Below are 23,861 nucleotides of genomic sequence, written 5' to 3'. Positions count from 1 at the left end.
AAATGCACTGCGCTGCACAAAGCAGGCACGGCTGAGGATTGAGGGGTTGTACGCCGGTCACGTTCACTGACCCGGCAATCGATCGATCATCGCCACACACATGAATTTAGCTCAAGGGCATACGCGGGGCTGCGAACCAGAGCGTTCGGGCCGCCGGTACTGGAGAAAGAAAGCATGAGCAACTGGTTAGTAGACAAACTGATCCCTTCGATCATGCGTTCCGAGGTCAAGAAGAGCTCGGTGCCTGAAGGTCTGTGGCACAAATGCCCGTCTTGCGAGGCTGTGCTGTATCGTCCGGAGCTGGAAAAGACCCTGGACGTTTGCCCCAAGTGCAACCACCACATGCGTATCGGCGCCCGCGCACGCATCGACATTTTCCTCGATGCCGAAGGCCGTGCCGAATTGGGCGCTGACCTGGAGCCGGTTGACCGTCTGAAATTCCGCGACGGCAAGAAGTACAAGGATCGCCTGACCGCTGCCCAGAAGCAGACCGGCGAAAAAGACGCACTGATCTCCATGAGCGGCACCCTGCTGGGCATGCCGGTGGTGGTCTCGGCCTTCGAATTCTCCTTCATGGGCGGTTCGATGGGCGCCATCGTCGGTGAGCGTTTTGTCCGCGCCGCCAACTACGCGCTGGAAAACCGTTGCCCCATGATCTGCTTCGCCGCTTCCGGTGGTGCGCGGATGCAGGAAGCCCTGATCTCCCTGATGCAAATGGCCAAGACCTCTGCGGTGCTGGCGCGTCTGCGTGAAGAAGGCATTCCGTTCATCTCCGTGCTGACCGACCCGGTCTACGGCGGCGTTTCCGCCAGCCTGGCGATGCTGGGCGACGTAATTGTCGGTGAGCCGAAAGCCCTGATCGGCTTCGCCGGTCCGCGCGTCATTGAACAAACCGTTCGCGAAAAACTGCCGGAAGGCTTCCAGCGCAGCGAATTCCTGCTGGAGCACGGTGCGATCGACATGATCATTCACCGTCAGGAACTGCGTCCGCGCCTGGGCAATCTGCTGGCACAAATGATGGGCCTGCCGACGCCAAAATTCGTCGCCGCGCCTATCGAGCCGATCGTGGTTCCGCCGGTACCTGCAAACATATGACCGAACGTACCCTTGGCGAGTGGCTCGCCTACCTAGAGCAGTTGCACCCGTCGGCCATCGACATGGGCCTTGAGCGCTCGCAACAGGTAGCGTCCCGCATGGGACTGGGCAAGCCGGCGCCTCGGGTGATCACGGTCACCGGCACCAACGGCAAGGGTTCTACCTGCGCATTCGTGGCTTCGTTGCTGCGGGCGCAGGGCCTGAACGTCGGTGTCTACAATTCTCCGCACCTGCTGCGTTACAACGAGCGGGTGCAGGTCAACGGCGTCGAAGCGACTGACGCCGCGCTGTGCGAAGCTTTTGCTGCGGTCGAGGCTGGCCGTGGCGACACGTCCCTGACGTACTTCGAGATGGGCACCCTGGCGGCGTTCTGGCTGTTCCAGCGGTCCGGACTTGACGCTGTGGTACTGGAAGTCGGCTTGGGTGGGCGTCTGGACACAGTCAACGTGGTCGATGCCGACATGGCGCTGGTCACCAGTATCGGTGTCGATCATGCCGATTATCTGGGCGATACCCGTGAGTCCGTGGCTTTCGAGAAAGCCGGCATTTTCCGCCAGGGCGCGCCTGCGCTGTGTGGCGATCTGAATCCTCCACAACCTCTGCTGGATAAAGCGCGGGAGCTCAATTGCCCGTTTTTTCTGCGTGGCCGCGATTTTGATCTCGGTACCACCGATCAAAACTGGCAATGGCGCGGGGTAGACGCTGAAGGTCGGGTGGTTGAACTGCGCGATCTGCCGTTACTTGACCTGCCGATGGAAAACGCTGCATTGGCCTTGCAGGCTTACCTGTTGCTCGGGTTGCCGTGGGTGGATGCGCAGATTATTGAGGCACTGACAGCAACGCGGGTGGTCGGTCGTCTTGATCGCCGTCAGTTCGACTGGCAGGGCAAACGTCTGAACCTGTTGCTGGATGTGGGGCATAACCCGCATGCGGCCGAGTATCTGGCGCGCCGTCTGGCCAGCCGTCCGCCGGTCGGCAAGCGTCTGGCGGTGTTCGGATTGTTGGCGGACAAGGATCTGGATGGTGTTGTCAGTGAATTGAATGCTAGTGTCCAGCAATGGGCTGTCGCGCCGCTGGATTCACCGCGTGCGCGCCCTGTTGCCGATTTGCAGGCGGCGTTGCAGAACCTTGGCGCCGCGGTAACGTCCTATGACAGCGTGGCGGCCGCCCTGGACGGGCAGTGCGCGCTGGCGACGAGCGACGACGAGATTCTGTTGTTCGGATCATTTTATTGTGTCGCCGAGGCCCTTGAATGGCTGGCCCGGCGCTCCACGGAGGAAGCGGCAAATGGCATTGCTGGATAAGGCATACAAACAGCGCATGGTTGGCGCCCTGGTTCTGGTGGCGCTGGCGGTGATTTTTCTGCCGATGCTGTTTTCCCGCCAGGATGAGCAGCGTCAAGTGACGGTCGAAGCCCCGACCGCGCCGCAAGCACCTGCGGTGCCGCAAGTTCAAGTCGAGCCGGTGGTGGTGCCTGAGCCGCAAGCGCTGCCTCAGGAGCCTGTGCCGAGCGATGATGAAATCGCTCAGCAAGAAGCCGCGCCGTCGGCGCCGATTGCACCGGCTGCACCCAGTGCGCCGGTGGCGCCTGCACCTGTTGCCAAGCCGGTCGCGCCCGCTCCGGTGCCTGCTTTGGCAGCCAAGCCTGCCACTGCGCCGTCTCAGCCAATCTCCGCCGCACCGGGCAAGCCTGACACGACTCAAAGCCGCGTCGATGCCAATGGCCTGTCGGTCAGTTGGTCGGTGCAACTGGCCAGCCTGTCGAGCCGTGCCAGTGCCGAAAGCCTGCAGAAAGACCTGCGCAGTCAGGGCTATAACGCCTATATCCGTACGGCCGATGGCAAGAATCGGGTGTTTGTCGGACCGCTGATCGAGCGCGCCGAAGCCGATCGTCTGCGCGACTTGTTGGGCCGCCAGAAGAACCTCAAGGGTTTTGTGGTGCGTTTCCAGCCTGAGCGTGGTTAAAACTATCGCCCCGATTTGAAATGCACTGACAATCGCAGCTTACCGATAGCCATGGGCTCTGCTAAAATGCGCCGCCTTATCCGTCTGTAGGCTGCACTGTGCCATTTACCTGGGTTGACTGGGCGATCGTTGCAATCGTCGCCATCTCCGCATTGATCAGTCTGAGCCGCGGCTTCGTCAAAGAAGCATTATCGCTGGTGACCTGGATCATCGCAGGAGTCGTCGCCTGGATGTTCGGTGGTGCATTGTCCGAGTACCTCGCCGGATACATCGAAACGCCATCGGCCCGTGTGATCACGGGCTGTGCCATCATGTTTGTCGCCACGTTAATCGTAGGCGCAATGATCAATTATCTTATCGGCGAGTTGGTTCGTGTCACCGGGTTGTCCGGGACCGATCGATTCCTCGGCATGGCCTTCGGCGCTGCGCGTGGCGTGTTGCTGGTGGTCGTGGCAGTCGGGCTGTTGAGCCTGGGGCCGGTACAGCAGGACGGGTGGTGGCAACAGTCGCAGCTCGTGCCAAAATTTCTATTGGTCGCAGACTGGTCCAAAAACCTGATCCTCGGGTGGAGCAGTCAGTGGCTTGCCAGCGGTATCAGCGTACCCGCTGAGATACCGTTCAAGGAGCACCTCTTGCCGATGGCCAAAACGCCTCAGTGAGTTGTGTTCAGTTCAGATCCATTAAGTAGGGGTTGCGTCGCATGTGTGGCATCGTCGGTATCGTCGGTAAGTCGAACGTCAATCAGGCGCTGTATGACGCGCTAACCGTCCTCCAGCACCGCGGCCAGGACGCTGCCGGTATCGTGACCAGCCATGATGGCCGGTTATTCCTGCGCAAGGACAATGGCCTGGTGCGTGACGTGTTCCATCAGCGTCACATGCAGCGCCTGGTCGGCCACATGGGCATTGGCCATGTGCGTTACCCGACCGCGGGCAGCTCGACGTCGGCCGAAGCTCAACCGTTTTACGTCAACTCGCCTTACGGCATCACCCTGGCGCACAACGGTAACCTGACCAACGTTGAACAGCTGGCCAAGGAGATTTACGAATCTGACCTGCGCCACGTCAACACCAACTCCGATTCGGAAGTGCTGCTCAACGTGTTCGCACACGAACTGGCCCAGCGCGGCAAGTTGCAGCCGACCGAAGAAGACGTGTTCGCTGCCGTCACTGACGTGCACAACCGTTGCGTCGGTGGTTACGCGGTGGTGGCGATGATCACCGGTTACGGCATCGTCGGTTTCCGCGACCCGCACGGCATCCGTCCGATCGTCTTCGGTCAGCGTCACACCGACGAAGGCGTCGAGTACATGATCGCCTCCGAAAGCGTTTCCCTGGACGTGCTCGGTTTCACCCTGATTCGCGACCTGGCACCGGGCGAAGCGGTCTACATCACTGAAGACGGCAAGCTGCACACCCGTCAATGTGCGACCAACCCGTCCCTGACCCCGTGCATCTTCGAACACGTCTACCTGGCGCGTCCGGACTCGATCATCGACGGCGTGTCGGTCTACAAGGCCCGTCTGCGCATGGGTGAGAAACTCGCCGAGAAGATCCTGCGCGAGCGCCCGGATCACGACATCGACGTGGTCATCCCGATTCCGGACACCAGCCGCACAGCAGCGCTGGAACTGGCGAACCACCTGGGCGTCAAGTTTCGCGAAGGCTTCGTGAAGAACCGTTACATCGGCCGGACCTTCATCATGCCGGGCCAGGCTGCACGGAAAAAATCCGTACGTCAGAAGCTCAATGCCATCGAGCTGGAATTCCGCGGCAAGAACGTGATGCTGGTGGACGACTCCATCGTTCGCGGCACCACCTGCAAGCAGATCATCCAGATGGCCCGTGAAGCCGGCGCGAAAAACGTCTACTTCTGCTCCGCAGCCCCGGCCGTTCGCTACCCGAACGTGTACGGCATCGACATGCCAAGCGCCCATGAGCTGATCGCCCACAACCGTTCGACCCAGGACGTGGCTGACCTGATCGGCGCTGACTGGCTGATCTATCAGGACCTGCCTGACTTGATCGAAGCGGTCGGTGGCGGCAAGATCAAGATCGAGAAGTTCGATTGCGCAGTGTTTGATGGCCAGTACGTGACCGGCGACGTCGACGAGGCTTACCTGAACAAGATCGAGCAGGCACGTAACGATGCCTCCAAGGTCAAGACGCAGGCAGTCAGCGCGATCATTGATCTGTACAACAATTGAGTAACTACCGGCCCTGAGGGGCCGGTTTTGTATCTGGCTTTTAATTGACGAGAATAGGGAAAGGAGAGACAGCATGAGTCAGGATTGGGATGCCGGTCGGCTGGACAGCGACCTCGAAGGCGTAGCGTTCGATACCCTGGCTGTGCGCGCCGGTCAGCACCGCACGCCGGAAGGCGAACACGGTGATCCGATGTTCTTCACTTCCAGCTATGTATTCCGCACCGCTGCCGACGCGGCCGCCCGCTTTGCCGGGGAAGTGCCGGGCAACGTTTACTCGCGCTACACCAACCCGACCGTACGTGCGTTCGAAGAGCGCATTGCCGCGCTGGAAAGCGCCGAGCAAGCGGTGGCCACGGCAACCGGCATGGCGGCGATCATGGCGGTGGTGATGAGCCTGTGCAGCGCCGGTGACCATGTACTGGTGTCGCGCAGCGTGTTCGGTTCGACCATCAGCTTGTTCGAGAAATACTTCAAGCGCTTCGGCATCGAAGTCGATTACGTGCCCCTGGCGGACTTGTCCGGTTGGGATGCGGCGATCAAGGCCAACACCAAATTGCTGTTCGTCGAGTCGCCATCCAATCCGTTGGCCGAGCTGGTAGATATCGCCGAGCTGTCGAAAATCGCTCACGCCAAAGGCGCGATGCTGGTGGTCGACAACTGCTTCTGCACCCCGGCGTTGCAACAGCCGCTGAAGATGGGCGCGGACATCGTCGTGCACTCGGCGACCAAGTTCATCGACGGCCAGGGTCGTTGCATGGGCGGCGTTGTCGCCGGTCGCGGCGAGCAGATGAAAGAAGTGGTGGGTTTCCTGCGTACCGCCGGGCCGACCCTGAGCCCGTTCAACGCCTGGATCTTCCTCAAGGGCCTCGAAACCCTGAGCCTGCGGATGAAGGCGCATTGCGCCAACGCCCAGCAACTGGCCGAGTGGCTGGAGCAGCAGGACGGCATCGAAAAAGTCCATTACGCCGGCCTCAAGAGCCATCCGCAGCACGAACTGGCTTTGCGTCAGCAGAAGGGTTTCGGCGCCGTGGTGAGTTTCGAGGTCAAAGGTGGCAAAGAGGGCGCCTGGCGCTTTATCGACGCGACCCGTCTGATTTCGATCACCGCCAACCTGGGCGACAGCAAGACCACCATCACGCACCCGAGCACCACCTCCCACGGCCGTCTGGCGCCGCAAGAGCGTGAAGCGGCGGGCATTCGTGACAGCCTGATCCGCATCGCGGTCGGCCTGGAAGATGTGGCAGACCTGCAAGCCGATCTGGCGCGCGGGTTGGCTGCCTTGTGATCGAGTTGTCGACGCCGCGCACCGGCACCCATGGCCGCGTTGCACTGGTCACCGGTGCCGCACGCGGCATCGGGCTGGGGATTGCGGCGTGGCTGATCAGCGAAGGCTGGCAGGTGGTGCTGACCGATCTGGATCGAGAGCGCGGTTCGAAAGTGGCGAAGGTGCTGGGCGAAAATGCCTGGTTCATTGCCATGGACGTCTCGAACGAGGGGCAAGTGGCGTTGGGCGTCGCCGAAGTGCTGGGTCAGTTCGGGCGTCTCGATGCCTTGGTGTGCAACGCGGCGGTGGCCGACCCGCACAATATCACCCTGGAAAGCCTCGATCTGGCTTACTGGAATCGGGTGCTGGCGGTCAATCTCAGCGGGCCGATGCTGTTGGCCAAGCACTGTGCGCCGTATCTGCGCGCTCACAGCGGTGCGATCGTCAACCTGGCCTCGACCCGTGCCGGACAGTCAGAGCCTGATACAGAGGCGTACGCTGCGAGCAAGGGCGGTCTGTTGGCCCTGACTCACGCGCTGGCCATCAGCCTGGGGCCGGAAATTCGCGTCAACGCGGTCAGTCCTGGCTGGATCGATGCGCGAGACCCGGCGGCACGCCGTGCCGAACCCCTGACCGATGCCGACCATGCCCAGCATCCGGCGGGCAGGGTAGGGACCGTCGAAGACGTCGCGGCGATGGTGGCGTGGCTGCTGTCGAAGAATGCCGGTTTCGTCACAGGTCAGGAGTTTGTGGTGGATGGCGGCATGACCAAGAAGATGATTTACAGCGAGTAGTCGGACAGGGGGCGTTCTCCAGCAGTGGTGTTGAATGTACCGCCGTCATCGCGAGCAGGCTCGCTCCCACATAGGAACTGCGATTCATTGTGGGAGCGAGCCTGCTCGCGAAGGCGGTCTCACGGTTTGCGGCTCAGGTGTGGATTGCAACGATTTTGTCTTTTTCAGAAAAACTTCAATCCTGCTATTGACTTAGGTTCGCTACCTGCGTAAATTTCGCGGCCTCGGAGATGCAAACGGGTGATTAGCTCAGCTGGGAGAGCGTCTGCCTTACAAGCAGAATGTCGGCGGTTCGATCCCGTCATCACCCACCACTTCCGAGAGTCTTGCGAAAGCAAGATGGAAGCTTTTAAAAGCCTCCACCGACGCGCAGCGGTAGTTCAGTCGGTTAGAATACCGGCCTGTCACGCCGGGGGTCGCGGGTTCGAGTCCCGTCCGCTGCGCCATATTTTCCGGATCAGATTTATCTGGTGCGAGATTGAAAAGCTTCTGAGTTTTCAATCAGACGAGTTACTTGGGCGAAAGTCCAAAGCGATACGCAGCGGTAGTTCAGTCGGTTAGAATACCGGCCTGTCACGCCGGGGGTCGCGGGTTCGAGTCCCGTCCGCTGCGCCATATCTGCCTCAAGGCCCACTGAACGCCTTGGAGCTACGAAGAAAGCCGTTGGCTGTCTTCGAGTCGATAGCAAAGACCCTGGTCGAAAGACCGGGGTTTTTTGTGTCTGCGATTTGGCTTTTCCTCCTTCATACCCTGCCAATCCAACCTTTCTGCTCAGACGATGCATAAAGGGCTTCCTTCACACGCCTGACATTAATTAGAATCACTCTCATTTACGATAACTCCTTGGCCCAGGGCTTTATGAAATGAGCGATGCAGCGATGCCGGAGGAGCAAACCTTCCACGATGTGTACCGCGACCATCGCGGCTGGCTCGAAAGCTGGTTGAGACGACGCATGAGCAATGGCCATGATGCAGCGGACCTGAGCCAGGATACGTTCGTGCGCTTGCTCGCCAGCTCCCAGCACATTGCTGACCTTCAAGAACCCCGCGCCTACCTGGCGACCGTGGGCAAACGGCTGCTGACCAACTTCTACAAGCGCCGAAGCCTCGAGCAGGCTTACCTCAATGCCTTGGCGCTGTTGCCTGAAGACTGCGTGCCATCCCCCGAGCAACGCTGGATCCTGCTGGAAACCCTGCAAGCCCTCGACGAATTGCTCGATGGATTGCCGGCCCCGGTGCGACGAGCGTTTCTCTGGAGCCAACTGGAAGGCCTGGGCTATCAGGAAATTGCCGAGCGCCTGCAAGTCTCTGAACGCACGATCAAGCGCTACATGGCGCAAGCCTTCGAACACTGCCTGCTGGTGGACCTGTGATCGGTTCAGCCCCTTCGGCCGACGCCCGCCAAGTCATACGGGCTGCCGCCCAGTGGCTGGCGCTCATGGAGTCGGGCACCGCCAATGAGCGCGACCGAGCGGAATTGCAGAGCTGGCGGGAAAGCCATTCCAGCCACGAGCAGGCCTGGCAGAAAGCGCAACTCTTGCGTCAACGCTTTGCCGACCTGCCTTCAGCATTGGCGATGGCCAGTCTGGATCGGCAGCAGCCGAGCCGGCGTACGGTACTCAAGCGCGCCGTCGGAGCGGTGGCGTTGGTGCCGGCTGCCTGGCTGATCAGTCGGCAATTGCCTCTGGATGTCTGGAGAGCCGATCTGCGCACGGCGACCGGGGAGGGCAAGAAGGTTCAGTTGGCCGATGGCAGCTCGCTGCAATTGAACACAGCCAGTGCCGTCGATATCGATCTGAGCAACAGGCTACTGAAGCTCGTGGAAGGCGAAATAGCCCTGAAAGTCCCCGGCACTTCGCCGCTGACGATCCAGACGCACTTCGGCCAGGTGGTCGTCAGTCAAAGCGAAGTCTGTGTTCGTCAGTGGCAGACGGGTTGCCGGGTGTCGGTGCTGAACGGCGCGGTGCAGTTGCAGCCTTTGCACGGACCGGTCTTTTCGTTGCGCGCAGGCCAGCAAGTCAGCCTTCAAGCGGCGGGGGCTGGCGCGGTAGAGTCCTTCGACGTGCTCGCCCCAGGCTGGCGCGACGGTGTGTTGATGGCGCAGAACCAGCCGCTGGGGGATTTCCTGCGCGAACTCAGCACCTATCGCCCGGGCGTGTTGCGCTGGGAGCCGGAACTGGAATCCCTGCGCGTCACCGGCAGTTTTCGCCTGGAAGACACCGACCGTATCCTCGCGCTGCTGGCGGCCAGCCTGCCGTTGGAGGTGCATTCACGTACGCGTTATTGGGTAACGCTGTTGCCGCGCAAAAATAGTGTTTGAAGCGTGTCCCCTTTTTTCGCCTCGCTTGTCATTCAAGGCAAGTGAACGAGATAAGAGAGCTTCTTCAATGCCCGCAGTGTTCCCGTCCAGTCCGCGTTTGGCTTCATCCCGCCTGCGCCCGTTAATGCACTTGAGCCTGTTACTGAGCCTCAGTGCCTGTCCGTTGTTCATCACTGCCGGTTGGGCCGAAGACGCGCCTCGACGCAGTTATCAGGTGCCGGCCGGCAGCCTCAGCGCAGCACTGACCCGTTTCGCCGGTCTGGCGGGCGTCAACCTCTCGGTTGACCCGGCGCTGGTGAGCGGTCGCAACAGCCCCGGTCTGTCCGGCGAGTACGCCGTGGAGGAGGGCTTTGCCCGGCTGTTGCAGGGTTCCGGCCTGCAACTGCAGCCAGTGGGCGAACAGGCCTACATCCTGACCCCGGCGCCAGAAGGCAGCGGCCTGCAACTGGGTGCCACTTCGATTCTCGGCTCCATCGACCCGGTGGACGGCGATCCGTATGCCGGCGGCCAGGTCGCGCGCCGCGGTTCGCAGGGCTTGCTGGGCTCCAAAGATTTCATGGAAACGCCGTTCAGCATGACCACCTACACCAGTGAGGTGGTCAAGAATCAGCAGGCGCGGACCTTGGGCGACCTTATCGCCAACGATCCGTCGGTTCGCGCCACCAACCCGGCGGGTGGGCGCTACGAGCAGTTCACCATTCGCGGGCTCAGCCTGTTCAACAGTGATGTGGCCTACAACGGTCTCTACGGCGTCCTGCCGACCTACACGATCGACATGGAAATGGCCGACCGCGTCGACGTTCTCAAAGGTCCAAGCCAGTTGATCAACGGCATCTCGCCGCGGGGCAGCGTAGGCGGCGGCATCAACGTGGTGCCCAAGCGCGCCACCGACAAACCGATTACTTCGTTCACCGGCAGCTACGCGTCCGACAACCAGGTTGGCGGTGCCGTGGATGTCGGCCGGCGTTTTGGTGAAGACAACAAATTCGGCATCCGCTTCAACGGCGTGAAGCAGTCTGGCGACACCGAATGGGATCAGCAGAATGTCGACCGCGAAATGGCCGTCCTCGGGCTGGATTTTCGCGGTGAACGCCTGCGTCTCTCAACAGATATCGGGCGCACCGAGCGTGACACCGACGCCCCGCAGGAGCGCGTGCAGGTCAACGCCAACGCGCAGGTGCCGCATGCCAGCGATGTGCGCCACAACTACGCGCAGCCGTGGAGCAAGGCGAGCACCAACGACACCTTCGGTACCGTGAACGGTGAATTCGATGTCAGCGATTCCGTCATGCTGTATGGCGGTGTCGGCGCGCGCAAAAGCAACCATGACTTCCTGCGGCATGCCGTTGCAGTCACCAACGACCGGGGCGATTTCAGTGTTCAGCCACGTGATTTCACCCGTGATGAAAATGTGCGGACGGCCACCGCAGGGGTGCGTAACTGGTTTCATACCGGCCCGGTGAGCCACGAGGTCAATCTGGCCGCCAGCTACTTCTACATGGATTTCGAGAATGGCGGCGCGCGTTACGCGGCGGCCCCCAGCAACCTCTACAACCCGGTGGAAACCCCCACGCCGATCAGGCCGACGCGACAAGACCCGAAGGTCTACACCGAAAACCGCTTCAGCGGCGTGGCGTTGTCCGACACCCTGGGCTTCTTTGATGATCGGCTGCTGCTGACTCTCGGTGCGCGCTGGCAGCGGGTGAAGGTTGACGACTGGTCGGATAACGTCAAAGGCGACACCGCCTACGATGAGGAAAAGGTTTCGCCGTCGGGCGGCATCCTGTTCAAAGCCACTGACAAGCTGTCGCTGTACGCCAACTACATGGAAGGCCTGAGCCAGGGCAAAATCGCGCCGTCGACCTCGGTGAACGAGGACGAAATCTTCCCGCCGTTCATCAGTCGCCAGGTCGAGGTTGGCGCCAAGTACGACGCTGGCGCGTTCGCCGTGACCGCCGCAGTGTTCCGGATCAAGCAACCAGCCTACGAGACCAACGCCACAACGCGCGTGTTCGGCCCGAACGGCAAGCGTGAGAACACCGGGGTGGAGCTGAGTGTATTCGGCGAACCGCTCGATGGTTTCCGCCTGCTCGGCGGTGTCATGTACATCGACAGCGAGTTGACCAACACCGCCAATGGCACCTTCGACGGCAACCGCGCGCCAGCCACGCCGAAATATAACGTCAACCTCGGCGCCGAGTGGGACGTGCCGACCGTACAGGGTCTGACCCTGACCAGCCGCGGCATCTATTCCAGCTCGCAATACCTGGATCAATCCAACAACAAGGAAATCGATTCCTGGGAGCGTTTCGACGTGGGCGCACGCTACGCGTTCAAGGTCGAGGAAAAGAACATCACATTGCGTGCCAATATCGAGAACGTGGCGGACAAACGGTACTGGAGTTCGGCCGGTGCCTCGGATGACAGCGAGCCGGGTTTGACGCTGTCGACGCCGCGCACCTACCTTCTTTCGGCCACCTTCGATTTTTAAGCGGTGAGTACATTGTGGCGAGGGAGCTTGCTCCCGCTGGACTGGGCAGCAGTCCCCAAAGGGGTGGCTTCGCCCCCCGACGGGAGCAAGCTCCCTCGCCACAGATTAAGTGTCAGATTCAGCCCTGCAAATACACCGCATGGGTATGGGTGTACTCGTAGAGCCCATGCTTGCCATCCGCACCGCCAATCCCGGATTTACGCACCCCGGCATGGAAGCCCTGCATGGCTTCAAAGTTCTCCCGGTTGACGTAGGTTTCGCCAAAATCCAGCTCGCGCATCGCCTGCATGGTTTTGTTCAGGTCACGGGTGTAGATCGATGAGGTCAGGCCGTAGTCGCAGTCGTTGGCCAGGGCGATGGCTTCGTCGAGGTCATCGATGATCTGGATCGGCAGCACCGGGCCAAAAATCTCTTCACGCATGATTTCCATATCGGCGCTGCAACCTGCCAGCACCGTTGGCTGGAAGTGAAAGCCGTTCGGCAAATCGGCTATCTGCCCACCACTGATCAAACTCGCGCCTTGACTCAACGCCGTGCGGACTTTGCGGTTGACGCTGTCCAGGCCCTGACGGTTGATCAGCGGGCCCATTTCCACGTCCGGCCGGGCAATCGGGTCGCCGTAACGGGTCGCGCTCATCGCCGCAGAAATGCGTTCGATAAACTGATCGGCGACCTTGCGCTCGACGTACACCCGCTCGGCGCAATTGCACACCTGGCCGCTGTTGATAATCCGCGAATCGCGGATGGCTTTCACCGCCAGGTCGAGGTCGGCATCCGCCAGCACAATGGCCGGCGCCTTGCCGCCCAGTTCCAGGTTGAGCTTGGTGATGTTCGGCGCAGCGGCGGCCATGATTCGCGAGCCGGTGTCGACGCTGCCGGTGAAGCTGATCATGTCCACGCCCTTGTGCGCGCTGAGCGCCGCGCCCACTCGACCGTCGCCGCAGACCACATTGAACACGCCGGCCGGCAGGTCGGTTTCGGCCACGAGCCGGGCGAATTCGAAGCAGTTGTTCGGGGTTTCTTCGCTGGGTTTGATCACGATGGTGTTGCCGGTCAGCAGCGCCGGCGCCATCTTGCGAGCGATCAGGAAAAACGGGAAATTCCACGGCAGAATCCCGGCGACCACGCCCAGCGGTTTGCGGAACAGAAAGATGTTTTCGTTCTGCCGATCGCTGGTGATGATCTCGCCTTCGATGCGCCGGGCCCACTCGGCCATGTAGTCGAGGTAATCGGCGGTGAAATTGACCTCGACCTCCGCCAGACCGCTGATCTTGCCTTGTTCCAGAGTGATGGTGCGCGCCAGATGCTGGACATTTTCCCGCAGCCTGGCGGCGATCCGGCGCAGATGCCCGGCGCGTTCAATCGCCGGTTTGCGCGACCAGTCTTTTTGCGCAGCACGCGCGGCGGCGAGGGCGCGGTCGACGTCTTCGGCCGTCGAGGCCGGGACTTTCGACAGCACGACGCCGGTGGCCGGGTTGATCACATCGAGATGGGCAGCACTGGCCACAAACTGGCCGTTGATGAAATTTTCGTAGACAGGCACGGACGACATGGGACGACTCCTTGGCTGATCAATAGGTGCGCGACGGCGCGTGCTCGGTGGCCGGTGTGCGGTAGCGCGCGAGGGTGGCCATGGCGCTTTGGCGCAGCAGGCTGATGTCGATGGCCACCGCAATGAACTGGCAGCCCCAGCTCTGATAGCGGCGCGCGTCCTCTTCGTTTGGCGCGAGAATGCCGCAGGCCTTGCCGGCCGCGAGGGTTGCTTGCACCGCGTATCGGATGTGTTCCTGGACTTCAGGATGACCCGGGTTTCCGGCATGGCCGAGACCGATGGACAAATCCGCCGGGCCGATAAACACCGCGTCAACGCCTTCCACGGCGGCGATCGCTTCAACGTTTTCCACACCCGTGCGCGATTCCACCTGCACGATCAGGCACAACTGCTCATGGGCGGTGTTCAGGTAGTCCGGCACGCCATCCCAGCGCGTGGCGCGGGTCAGGCCGCCGCCCACGCCGCGAATGCCATGCGGCGGATAGCGCATGGCGCGCACCAGCGCGGCGGCTTGCTCGGCGGTTTCGACCATTGGGATCATCAGGGTCTGCGCGCCGATATCCAGCAGTTGCTTGATCAGGTTGGCATCGCCCGTCACCGCACGCACGACGGGCGCAGTGGAGTAGGGCGCGACCGCCTGCAATTGCGCGAGTACACCGGGCACCGTGTTGGGCGCGTGTTCACCGTCGATCAGCATCCAGTCGTAGCCGGTGGTAGCGACGATCTCGGCGGCGTAGCCGGTGGCGAAACCGGCCCATATGCCGTATTGGGTCGCCGGATTTTTCAGCGCAGCCTTGAAAGCGTTGTGAGGCATGTTCATGACGGGTTCCTTTCTCAGCGGTTATACGGCCGATGCAGTTGGCATTCCGGGTTGAGCGTCACGCCGAAACCTGGCTGGTCGAGTGCCGACAGGCGCATGCGACCGTTCACCGGCACCGGTTCTCCGAGCAATTGCGGATGGAACATCGGCACCACTTCATCCGCTTTCGGCGCCATCATCAGGAATTCGGCGAACGGGCTGTTATGCCGGGTGGCGACGAAGTGGTAGCTGTAGACCGACGAGCCATGGGGAATGACCAGGGCGTTATGCGCGTCGGCCAAGGCGGAGATTTTCACCAGCTCGGTAATGCCGCCGCACCAGCCAACGTCCGGCTGGATGATGTCGCAGCAGCCCATTTCCAGGAGCATGCGGAAACCCCAGCGGGTCGCTTCGTGTTCGCCGGTGGTCACCAGCATGCCTTTGGGCACATTGTTGCGCAGGGCCGCGTAACCCCAGTAATCGTCCGGCGGCAGGGCTTCTTCGATCCACTTCAAGCCGTATTCGTGAGCACCGACCGCCAGTTTGGTGGCGTAGTTGAGGTCCAGGCTCATCCAGCAATCGAGCATCAGCCAGAAGTCCGGGCCAACCCGCTCGCGCATGGTCGCCAGTTCTTCGAGGTTCTTGCGCAGGCCTTCCTCGCCTTCGGCCGGGCCGTGGTGCAACGGCATCTTGCCGCCGATGAAACCCATTTTCTGCGCCAGATCCGGACGGGCGCCGGTGGCGTAGAACTGCAATTCGTCGCGCACCGCACCGCCGAGCAATTGGTGCACTGGCTCTTTGCGGATCTTGCCGAGCAAATCCCACAGCGCCAGATCAACGCCGGAGATGGTGTTGATGACGATGCCTTTGCGCCCGTAATACAGGGTCGATTGGTACATCTGGTCCCAGATTTTTTCGATGTCGGTGACCCGTGCGCCTTCGAGGAAACGCGCCAGGTGTTTCTCGACGATGTAAGCGGCAGGCTCGCCACCAGTGGTCACGGCAAAACCGACCGTGCCGTCGCTGGCTTCGATCTCGACCACCAGGGTCCCGAGCACGTTGATGCCGAAGGTGCGGCGGCTCTGGCGGTACTCGGGGTACTTGCTCATCGGCGTGGCAATGTGATCGTCGATCCAGTGGCCGTCCGCCTGATCGTGATAATCCGCGCCGCCGCCTCGCAGGGTGAAGGCGCGGACGTGTTTGATGGTTGGAATGCCCATGGTGTGACTCCTCAGGTTTAAACGGTGGCCGGTTTGTTGGAAGGCTTCTGGACCGGTGAGCGGATACCCAGGACCAGCAACGCGGCGATGACAGTGGTGCCGGCCAGCACGTACAAACCGGCGGCCGGGGAATGGAAGGCGCCTTCGGCCCAGTTCTTCAGCACCGGGGCAATGAAACCGCCGAGGGCACCGAACGAGTTGATCAAGGCGATCCCGGCCGCTGCGGCGCTGCCGGCGAGATAACTGGAAGGGAAGGTCCAGAACACCGGTTGCACGGCGATGAAGCCGGAGGCTGCAAAGCACAGGGCGACGATGCCAAGGAACGGGCTGGCGAAGGTCACCGAGCAGGCAATGCCGGCCGCCGACATCAGCAAGGTCAGGCAGGCAGTGCGGCGTCGTTCGCCGGTGCGGTCGCTGTAGCCAGGGATCAGGTACGCGGCGACGATTGCGCAGATCCACGGAATGGCCGTGACCAGCCCGACCATTAGCCCAACCTTGGTGCCCAGCAACCCGCCGACTTGAGTAGGCAGATAGAAAACCACGCCATACACGCTGGCCTGAATCAGCAGGTAAATCAGGCACAGGTACAGCACCGAGGGTTGGCACAACACGTTGAGCAAACTGCGGCCATGATTCTGTTTATGGCTGTCTTCCAGATCGATCACAGCCTGCACTTGCTGGCGTTCCTCGACGGTCAGCCATTTGGCGTCGGCTGGGCGATTGTCCAGGTACCAATAGGCCCAGACGCCCACCGCCGTGGCCATCAGGCCTTCAACCGCGAACAGCCATTGCCAGCCGTGGACACCGGCAAATCCGTCCAGCTCCAGCAACAATCCGGATAACGGGCTGCCGAAGATGAACGCCAGCGGTGCACCGAAGTAGAAGAAGCCCATGGCCTTGCCGCGCGCGGCGCTCGGGAACCAGTAGGTGAGGTAAAGGATGACGCCAGGGAAGAATCCGGCTTCGGCCACGCCCAGCAAAAAGCGCAGGATGTAGAAGCTGGTTTCGGTGTGGGCGAAGACCATGGCGGCGGAGACCAGGCCCCAGGTGACCATGATCCGGCACATCCACAGACGGGCGCCGACACGGTGCAGGATCAGATTGCTCGGCACTTCCAACAGCGCATAACCGACGAAAAACACTCCAGCGCCAAAGGCGAAGGCGGCGTCGCTGATATTGGTGTCGGCTTGAAAGGCTTGCTTGGCGAACCCGACGTTGGCACGGTCGAGGAAGGCCATGATGTACATCAACAGCAGGAAGGGGAGCAGCCGCCAGGAAATTTTGGCGAGCAGAGGCGCGGGTAGAGTCTTCATCGCAGTTTTCCTTTGGTAGGGCATTTGTTCTTATGGGAAAGACTGTACGGCCGTGGATCGATGCGTTACAAATCGAATCTAGCTCACAACTGATACCTTAAGGGTATCGATAACACAGGCCCGCCATGACCACGCCGATCATCTCCCGCAGCCTGCTCAATCGTCTGCGCTACAAGCATTTGCACATGCTGGTGACGCTCAGCAGCAGTCAGAACCTGCACCGCGCCTCGCAAAGCCTGAACATGTCGCAACCGGCGGCGACCCGGATGCTGCATGAGATTGAAGACATGTTCGGCTGCGACCTGTTCGAGCGCCTGCCCCGCGGGATGCGGCCAACGGCGCTGGGCAGTGAGTTGATTCGCTTCGCCGAATCCGCCCTCAGCGGCCTCGACCGCTGCGCCGAAGACCTGATCGCGCGGCAGCAGGGCGGTTACGGTTATCTGTCCATCGGCACCATCATGGGCGCTGCGCCGGACCTGGTGATGGATTCGATTGCCGAGATCAAGGCGCTCAATCCGCAGTTGCGCATTCGCATCATGGGCGACACCAGCGACCAGGTAATCCAGCTCCTGGAACAGGGCCGCATCGACCTCGCCATCGCCCGTCGCAATGCCGCCACCGACAGCGAGCATTACGAGTTCGAACAGCTGGGTAACGAACGGTTGCTGGTCGTGGTTCATGCCGGACATCCTTTGGTGCAACGGGAAAAACTCGAACTTTCGGAACTGGTCAGCGGCTGGCCGTGGATCCTGCAGCCGGAAACCAGTCCGGCGCGTATTGGACTGGATCAGGCCTTGCAGCGCCTGGCCTTGCCGACGCCCGCGGACATCATCGAATGCAGCTCGGTGTATTCGATGCAGCAGCTGATTCAACTGACCGACGCCATCATGGTGCTCTCGGAAACCGCGTTGCGCGACTACCTGAAAATGGGTCTGGTGGTGGCGCTGCCGGTGGAGCTGGACGTGCAACTGGCGCCGTTCGGATTGCTGCTGCGCAAGGGCGAACACATCAGCCGGGAGTTGGGTTTGTTTATCGATCTGCTGCGCCGGAAAGCGGCAGTTTTTTGATTGTTCGGTCAGATTTCTGTAACCAGTTGTTTTCTATAAGCGCATAAATCTATAAAGTTAACCTTTCGGTCAGCTTTGCACTGTCAACACAGCCCTTTGCTTCGTCAAAAAGGGCTTCTGCAAGACTCGAGATCCCCAGAACATAACCAGAAGGGCGGACCCATAACCGCCCAGAGGATGATCCATGTCCAACCGTGAAATATCCCGGCGCTCGTTCCTTCAGGGCGGGCTGGTGGCGGGTGTGAGCGTGACGCTCACGCCGCTCAGCAGTCAGGCGCTGGCGGCCTTGATGGAAAACAGCGTGACCGTGCCGTCCGAGCAATGGCTCGGCAACAACGGCAAGGCGCGCTCGCGTAACGATGCCTTGTCCAAGGTCTGTGGCAGCAAAGTCTTTGCCCGCGACATCCGCGCCAAGGACATGCCGGGCTGGCCGCAGCAGCAAGGCCACGCCATGCTGCTGAAAACCACCAAGGCCGATCGCATCTACGCCGGTCATGACCTGTCGTGGCTCGGCGACGAGTTGCAGCCGGACCGCATCGTCACCGCCGCCGACCTGGACAAGGACGGCATCGCTTTCCCGGAAGAGCACGCGCCGGATCCGCTTCTGCCGGAAGGCAAGGTGCCGATGTTTATCGGGCACCCGGTGGCGATCCTGATCTGGAGCGACTTCGAGCGTTTCCGTCAGGCCAAGGCCAAGCTCAAGTTCAATGACAAAGCGATTCGTTACGGCGACAAAGTGCCGTTCTACGAAGGCGATCCCTACGGCAGCTTCCGCTACGTGCGCGTCGGCGGTGCTACCTCGGCGGACGAAGACGAATTCGCCAGCCTCAAGGATTCGATCCTGTTCCCGATGCTGAAAAACCGTCGCCCGGTGTGGAATTCCCAGCCGGACCTGCACGGCAACCTGACCGAGCGCGGGCTGTTTTACGCCGAGCGCATGAAGCAGCAGATCGACACGCCGCCCGACAACTGGCTGGTGTTCGATGAGCGCTACAAAACCCCGTCGATTGAACCGGCTGCCATGGAGCCGGACAACGGCAACGGTTGGTACGACCCTGCGACCAAGACCCTGCATTTTGTCGTGGCCACCCAGTGCCCGCTGGAGACCGCGACCGAAACCGCGAAGATGATCGCTCCGTCGCGTTTCGGCCTGGCCAACCTGAACATGCACCCGGGTTACACCGTCGGTTACGGCTCCAAAGACCACAACATCTTCGTCTACTACGCGGCGCTTGCGGCGTTGTACGGCGCCGGTGTGCCGGTGCGTCTGGCCAACGATCGCTACGAGCAATTCCAAAGCGGCATCAAGCGTCACCCGTTCGATATCCGCTATCAATTGGCGGTGGACAAGACCGATCACAGCTTCAAGATTTTCCGCGCCGAGATGAACGTCGACGGCGGTGGGCGCATCAACTACAGCCCATCGGTGGCGGCGGTTGGCGCCACGGCGGCGCAGTCGATCTACTACATGCCGCAGAACGATCTGCAGGTCACCGCCTATCATTCCCGCGCCGTTGAGGCCGGGTCGATGCGTGGTTATGGAACCCTGCAGAGCATGGCCTCCACCGAGATGATGGTCGACGAAATCGCCGATCGCCTCGGCATCGACGCCATCGACCTGCGCAAGAAAAACGCCATGGTCTCGGGCATGAAAAACACCCAGGGCGCGGTGCCGGCGGGTGCATTACGCCTGCACGAGATTCTCGATAAAGCGGCTGTCCACGAAGTCTGGAAGAACCGCGACGCGATCAAGAAACAGCGCGAAGCCCAGGACCCGGATAACTGGTACGGCGTCGGTTTTGCCATCTGCCAGAAAGACTTCGGCACCGGTTCCGAAGCGCCGATGGCCAGTATCGAATTCACCGCTGATGGGCACATCACCCTGCGCCACATCGGTATCGAAATCGGCACTGGCATGTCCACCTCGCAAGCCTTGGTCGTGGCGGATTTTCTTGGCGTCCCGGCGACTGAAGTGAAGACCGGCGAGACCGAATGGAAAGAGTTGCAGCTGATCACCGGCGGCAACCCTTACATCATGAGCCAGGCCGAGCAGGACAATTTCCTGCGCAATCCGCGCTGGGTCGGCAAGCTCGCCTCGGCCTCGTCGGCGACCAACTCTGCCTACTACTTCAGCCACGCCACCCGTGAAGCAGCGCGCGTGCTGTTCAACCACGGTTTGTGGCCGGCGGCGTTGCAGATCTGGGGCCAAGGCCCTTACGGCGGCCAGGCCAACCCGTATGTGGTGCGCCGCGAAGACGCGCATTGGGTCGATGGCCGACTCACCGCCAACGGCATGCAGCCATTGAGCTTCGAACAGCTGGCTAAACATGCCCACGAAAAAGGCCTGGTGACCGGCGCGACGGTGCACGGTTTCAACCGTTGGAGCTGGGCCGAGGCCGAGTTCAGCATCGACGGCGTGCGCGAGCGTCTGCCGCTCGATGGTCTGGCGGTGAAGTACGGCGACGGCGCTCCGAGCGTGAAAAAGACGCAGATGAACAGCGCTGGTTTCCACCTGCTCGACCGCCAGAATATCCATTACCCGGACACTCAGCTGAACAACGCGGCGGTGACTTATTACAGCCCGGTCGCGACGCTGGTGGAATTGAAAGTGAACAAGGGGTCGGCCGAGGTTCAGGTGCTCAATCATCACTCGTGGGTCGAGTGCGGTCGGGTGCTGGTGGAAGAACTGGTCAAGGGTCAGCTCGAAGGCGGGATCGCCATGGGCATCGGTCATGCGTTGATGGAAGAGATGCCGCTGTACGAAGGCGGGCCGGGGGAGGGTGACTGGAACTTCAACCGTTACCGCTTGCCGATGGCCCGCCACGTTGCGGTCTGGAAACAGACGGCCGAGATCCTGCCGCCGCTGTCGCCGAGCGATCCCTCCAAGGGCATCGCCGAAGTGGTGATGATCCCGGTGGTCGGCGCCATCGGTAACGCCGTGGCGCACGCCATCGGCAAACGGGTCCGCGACCTGCCCATCACTTCTGCACGCATCAAGGAGGCCCTCAATGGCTAACCGTCCGCTTCAACTGACCCTCAACGGTCAATCCGTCGGCCCGGTGGACATCCCTGATGACCTGCCGATGATCGATTACCTGCACGAATACAAAAACCTCACCGGCTCGCGCCTCGGCTGCGGCCAGGGCATCTGCCATGCCTGCGTAGTGATCGTCGACAACCCGGACGGCACCAGCGAAGAAGTGCGCACCTGCATCACCGGCGCGCACTATTTCGAAGGCAAAAAGGTGCGGACCATCGAGGGCCACGCGACCCGCGACGAGCAGGGCAAGGTCACCGAGCTGAATCCGATTCAGCAGCGCTTCGTCGATGAATTCGCCTTCCAGTGCAGCTACTGCGCACCGGGTTTTGTGAATGCCGCGACGGTGTTGGTGGAGAAGCTGCAGCGTCAGCCCATCGTCAAAAGCCAGCTGGAAAAAGTCATCGAGGACAGCCTCGGCCACCACATCTGTCGCTGCACCGGCTACGTGCGTTATTACAGCGCCACGCGCAACGTGCTGACCGATCTCGGTCTGGTCAAGGAGGGTTAAGCATGAAGCATTTAATATCCCGCCTGACGCTGGCGGTCGGCCTGACCGTGCCGGTATTTCTGGCTCATGCCGATGATCAGGTTGTTCGCGGTGCCTATCTCGCCCGTGCCGCCGATTGCATGGCCTGCCACACCGCGCCGGGTGGCGCGCCGTACGCGGGCGGTCTGCCGATCGTCTCGCCGTTCGGTACGATCTACGGCACCAACATCACCCCGAGCAAAGAGCACGGCATCGGTTTGTACAACGATGACGAATTCTTCGCCGCGCTTACCGAAGGCAAGCGTCGCGATGGCGCGAACCTGTATCCGGCAATGCCGTACACCTCGTATCACCTGATGCCGCGCGCAGACTCCGACGCGATTCATGCTTACCTGAAAACCGTCGAGCCGATCGAGCGTGCAGCACCGGTCACGAGCCTGAGCTTTCCGTTCAACGTGCGTCTGGGCTTGATGGGCTGGAACATGCTCTACGGCAAGGACGTGAAACTGGAACCCGCCGAAGGCAAAAGCGAAGCCTGGAAACGCGGCCAATACATGGTCGACGTGCTCGGTCACTGCGGCGAATGCCACACCCCACGCGGGTTGCCCGGCGCAATGCAGCAGGACAAACGCATGACCGGAGGCCTGCTCAACGGCTATCTGGCGCCAAGCTTACTGGCTAACGACTTGGCCGCGCGCGGCTGGAATCATCAGGACCTGAGCTCGTTCCTCAAGCACGGCATGAGCGCCCAGGGCACGATGTTCAACGAGATGTTCCCGGTGTTCCACAACAGCACACAGGGCCTCAATGACCCGGACCTGGCGGCGATGGCGACCTTCCTGCTCGGCGATCAACCACCGGCGGCGAAAGTGTTGACCGATGTGCCTCTGGACAAGCTTAGTGCCAGCGCCCAACGCGGTCGTCAGGATTACCTGAACGTCTGCGCCGGTTGTCACGCGGTCGGCGGCGAAGGCAAACCGCACATCGCCGTGGCCATGCGTGGTAACACCACGCTGCGCCTGGAAGATCCGCGCAACCTGGTGCGGGTGATCGATGACGGCATTGGTGAGCAGAAATTTGCCGGGTTCGAACACATGCAACCGATGCCGGGGTTTGCCGAGAAGCTCAGCCACGAGCAACTCACCGATCTGCTGAACTACTTGCGTCAGGGTTGGGGTGGTCAGTCGGGTGATCTGGCGGTAAGCGACGTGCAGACGTTGCGGGCCGATGCGCCGCCGCTCGAGCACAAGGCGCACTGACATGCAGCATCTCGATCTGCAAGTGGTGCGACGGGCGCTGGAATGGTCGATGGCTGGCCAGCGTATCTGGCTGTGCACGGTGCTCGCCACTTATGGCTCGGCGCCGCGTGCGCCGGGCTCGTTGCTGGTGGTGAACACCGACGGACAATGGATCGGTTCGCTGTCCGGCGGCTGCGTCGAGGAAGACTTTCTCGAACGTGTCGCCGAGGGTGCGTTTGTTGAGGCGGTCAGCGTCGTTCGTTATGGCGAAGGCGATGATCCGCGTTCTCGCGTGAGTCTGCCCTGCGGCGGTGTGCTTGATGTGCTGGTGGAGACGCTTGAGCCCGAGTGCGAGGTTCAGGCTCATCTGCGGGAGCTGGAGTCGGCGTTACTGGGCCAGCGGCGGCTGATCCGCGAGATCGATCTGGCCAGCGGTGCGCGCAGTCTGTTCACTGATCGTGAACAGGGTGTGCGTATCGAACGTGAGATTGACCGGGTACGCGTGCGGATCGGCGCAGCTCAGCGTTTGTTGTTGGCGGGGTATTCCAGCGTCGCCCAGGCGTGTGCAGAGTTTGCGGTTGGCCTGGGGTTCGAGGTGATTCTCTGTGATCCGCGCGACGAAGTGCTGGAAGGCGTCGTGCTGGACAACGTCGAGATTCGTCGACAATTGCCGTCGGTGTTCATTGCCGACGGCGGCTGCCACAGCGACACCGCGGTGGTGGCCCTGACTCACGACCCGCGCATCGACGACCTGGCGATGATGGAGGCGGTGCGCACCGAGGCGTTTTACATCGGTGTGATGGGCTCCATGCAGACCTCGCAAAAGCGCTTCGAGCGGTTGCGCAGGATTGGTGGGTTGGGAGACGCGGAAATGGCGCGGATCCATGCGCCCATCGGTTTGAACCTGGGCAGTAAAACCCCTGCGGAAATTGCCCTCGCCGTACTTGCTGACATCCTGCGAATCCGCAGCGGCATCGCGCGGGATCGACTCTAGACACCATGCCCCCTGT

Annotated in this window: 19 protein-coding genes and 3 tRNA genes; 18 read left to right on the top strand and 4 right to left on the bottom strand. The window is 61.4% G+C overall.

The window, feature by feature from the left end:
- Positions 1-174: 174 nt before the first annotated feature.
- From accD to ACRC4F_RS25410, 13 genes are all read left to right on the top strand, one after another.
- On the top strand, positions 175-1,095 hold the full coding sequence (gene accD / locus ACRC4F_RS25470; protein WP_056744405.1) for an acetyl-CoA carboxylase, carboxyltransferase subunit beta: 921 nt from the start codon (positions 175-177) through the stop codon (positions 1,093-1,095).
- Positions 1,092-2,399, top strand: a complete 1,308-nt coding sequence (folC, locus tag ACRC4F_RS25465) for a bifunctional tetrahydrofolate synthase/dihydrofolate synthase (protein ID WP_438661836.1) — start codon at positions 1,092-1,094, stop codon at positions 2,397-2,399. Before accD ends, folC begins: the two co-directional genes overlap by 4 nt.
- Complete coding sequence (locus ACRC4F_RS25460; RefSeq protein ID WP_438661835.1) at positions 2,383-3,060, top strand: SPOR domain-containing protein; 678 nt, start codon at positions 2,383-2,385, stop codon at positions 3,058-3,060. Before folC ends, ACRC4F_RS25460 begins: the two co-directional genes overlap by 17 nt.
- Positions 3,061-3,158: 98 nt before the next feature.
- Positions 3,159-3,719, top strand: coding sequence for a CvpA family protein (locus ACRC4F_RS25455; protein WP_109633196.1), 561 nt, complete (start codon positions 3,159-3,161; stop codon positions 3,717-3,719).
- A 41-nt stretch (positions 3,720-3,760) separates the two neighbouring features.
- Positions 3,761-5,266 carry an amidophosphoribosyltransferase gene (purF, locus tag ACRC4F_RS25450; RefSeq protein ID WP_438661834.1) on the top strand — a complete coding sequence of 502 codons (1,506 nt, stop codon included), beginning with the start codon at positions 3,761-3,763 and terminating at the stop codon, positions 5,264-5,266.
- Positions 5,267-5,339: 73 nt separating this feature from the next.
- The gene (locus ACRC4F_RS25445; protein ID WP_438661833.1) at positions 5,340-6,551 is read left to right on the top strand and encodes an O-succinylhomoserine sulfhydrylase; all 1,212 of its coding nucleotides are present in this window, start codon (positions 5,340-5,342) and stop codon (positions 6,549-6,551) included.
- Complete coding sequence (locus tag ACRC4F_RS25440; RefSeq protein WP_438661832.1) at positions 6,548-7,324, top strand: SDR family oxidoreductase; 777 nt, start codon at positions 6,548-6,550, stop codon at positions 7,322-7,324. Before ACRC4F_RS25445 ends, ACRC4F_RS25440 begins: the two co-directional genes overlap by 4 nt.
- 238 nt (positions 7,325-7,562) lie before the next feature.
- Positions 7,563-7,638 (top strand) — tRNA-Val (locus ACRC4F_RS25435).
- A 55-nt stretch (positions 7,639-7,693) separates the two neighbouring features.
- Positions 7,694-7,770: transfer RNA gene (locus tag ACRC4F_RS25430), tRNA-Asp, on the top strand.
- Positions 7,771-7,862: 92 nt separating this feature from the next.
- A tRNA-Asp gene (locus tag ACRC4F_RS25425) sits at positions 7,863-7,939 on the top strand.
- Positions 7,940-8,187: 248 nt separating this feature from the next.
- The gene (locus tag ACRC4F_RS25420) at positions 8,188-8,697 is read left to right on the top strand and encodes a sigma-70 family RNA polymerase sigma factor (protein ID WP_438661831.1); all 510 of its coding nucleotides are present in this window, start codon (positions 8,188-8,190) and stop codon (positions 8,695-8,697) included.
- Positions 8,694-9,644 (top strand): FecR domain-containing protein, encoded by a 951-nt coding sequence (locus ACRC4F_RS25415; RefSeq protein ID WP_438661830.1) that lies wholly within the window; start codon positions 8,694-8,696, stop codon positions 9,642-9,644. The genes ACRC4F_RS25420 and ACRC4F_RS25415 overlap by 4 nt, the downstream gene beginning before the upstream one ends.
- 67 nt (positions 9,645-9,711) lie before the next feature.
- Complete coding sequence (locus tag ACRC4F_RS25410) at positions 9,712-12,135, top strand: TonB-dependent siderophore receptor (protein WP_438661829.1); 2,424 nt, start codon at positions 9,712-9,714, stop codon at positions 12,133-12,135.
- 118 nt (positions 12,136-12,253) lie between these two features.
- On the opposite strand, the gene aldA is transcribed toward ACRC4F_RS25410, so the two are convergent.
- The 4 genes from aldA to ACRC4F_RS25390 are packed head-to-tail and all read right to left on the bottom strand — an operon-like array spanning position 12,254 to position 17,019.
- Positions 12,254-13,687: an aldehyde dehydrogenase gene (aldA, locus tag ACRC4F_RS25405; RefSeq protein WP_438661828.1), complete on the bottom strand. Its 1,434-nt coding sequence runs from the start codon at positions 13,685-13,687 to the stop codon at positions 12,254-12,256.
- A 19-nt stretch (positions 13,688-13,706) separates the two neighbouring features.
- Positions 13,707-14,507, bottom strand: a complete 801-nt coding sequence (locus ACRC4F_RS25400; protein ID WP_438661827.1) for an aldolase/citrate lyase family protein — start codon at positions 14,505-14,507, stop codon at positions 13,707-13,709.
- 14 nt (positions 14,508-14,521) lie between these two features.
- Positions 14,522-15,706 (bottom strand): L-rhamnonate dehydratase, encoded by a 1,185-nt coding sequence (rhmD, locus tag ACRC4F_RS25395; protein ID WP_077750338.1) that lies wholly within the window; start codon positions 15,704-15,706, stop codon positions 14,522-14,524.
- 17 nt (positions 15,707-15,723) lie between these two features.
- Entirely contained in the window at positions 15,724-17,019 is a 1,296-nt protein-coding gene (locus ACRC4F_RS25390; protein WP_438661826.1) for an MFS transporter, read from the bottom strand.
- Positions 17,020-17,144: 125 nt separating this feature from the next.
- Here ACRC4F_RS25390 and ACRC4F_RS25385 point away from each other — a divergent pair, with 125 nt between their 5' ends.
- The 5 genes from ACRC4F_RS25385 (at position 17,145) to ACRC4F_RS25365 (ending at position 23,845) form a co-directional block, all read left to right on the top strand.
- Entirely contained in the window at positions 17,145-18,086 is a 942-nt protein-coding gene (locus tag ACRC4F_RS25385; RefSeq protein ID WP_438661825.1) for a LysR family transcriptional regulator, read from the top strand.
- Between the two features lie 184 nt (positions 18,087-18,270).
- Positions 18,271-21,102 carry a xanthine dehydrogenase family protein molybdopterin-binding subunit gene (locus ACRC4F_RS25380; protein ID WP_438661824.1) on the top strand — a complete coding sequence of 944 codons (2,832 nt, stop codon included), beginning with the start codon at positions 18,271-18,273 and terminating at the stop codon, positions 21,100-21,102.
- Positions 21,095-21,634, top strand: a complete 540-nt coding sequence (locus tag ACRC4F_RS25375; protein WP_007982256.1) for a (2Fe-2S)-binding protein — start codon at positions 21,095-21,097, stop codon at positions 21,632-21,634. Before ACRC4F_RS25380 ends, ACRC4F_RS25375 begins: the two co-directional genes overlap by 8 nt.
- A gap of 2 nt (positions 21,635-21,636) precedes the next feature.
- Positions 21,637-22,872 (top strand): c-type cytochrome, encoded by a 1,236-nt coding sequence (locus ACRC4F_RS25370; protein ID WP_438661823.1) that lies wholly within the window; start codon positions 21,637-21,639, stop codon positions 22,870-22,872.
- 1 nt (position 22,873) lies between these two features.
- Positions 22,874-23,845: an XdhC family protein gene (locus ACRC4F_RS25365; RefSeq protein WP_438661822.1), complete on the top strand. Its 972-nt coding sequence runs from the start codon at positions 22,874-22,876 to the stop codon at positions 23,843-23,845.
- The last annotated feature ends 16 nt before the right edge of the window (positions 23,846-23,861 follow it).

It is taken from the genome of Pseudomonas sp., from assembly GCF_051660785.1.
Classification (GTDB): domain Bacteria; phylum Pseudomonadota; class Gammaproteobacteria; order Pseudomonadales; family Pseudomonadaceae; genus Aquipseudomonas.
The sequence above is the reverse complement of the archived record's forward strand: the minus strand, read 5'-3'. Positions and strand labels throughout refer to the sequence as shown.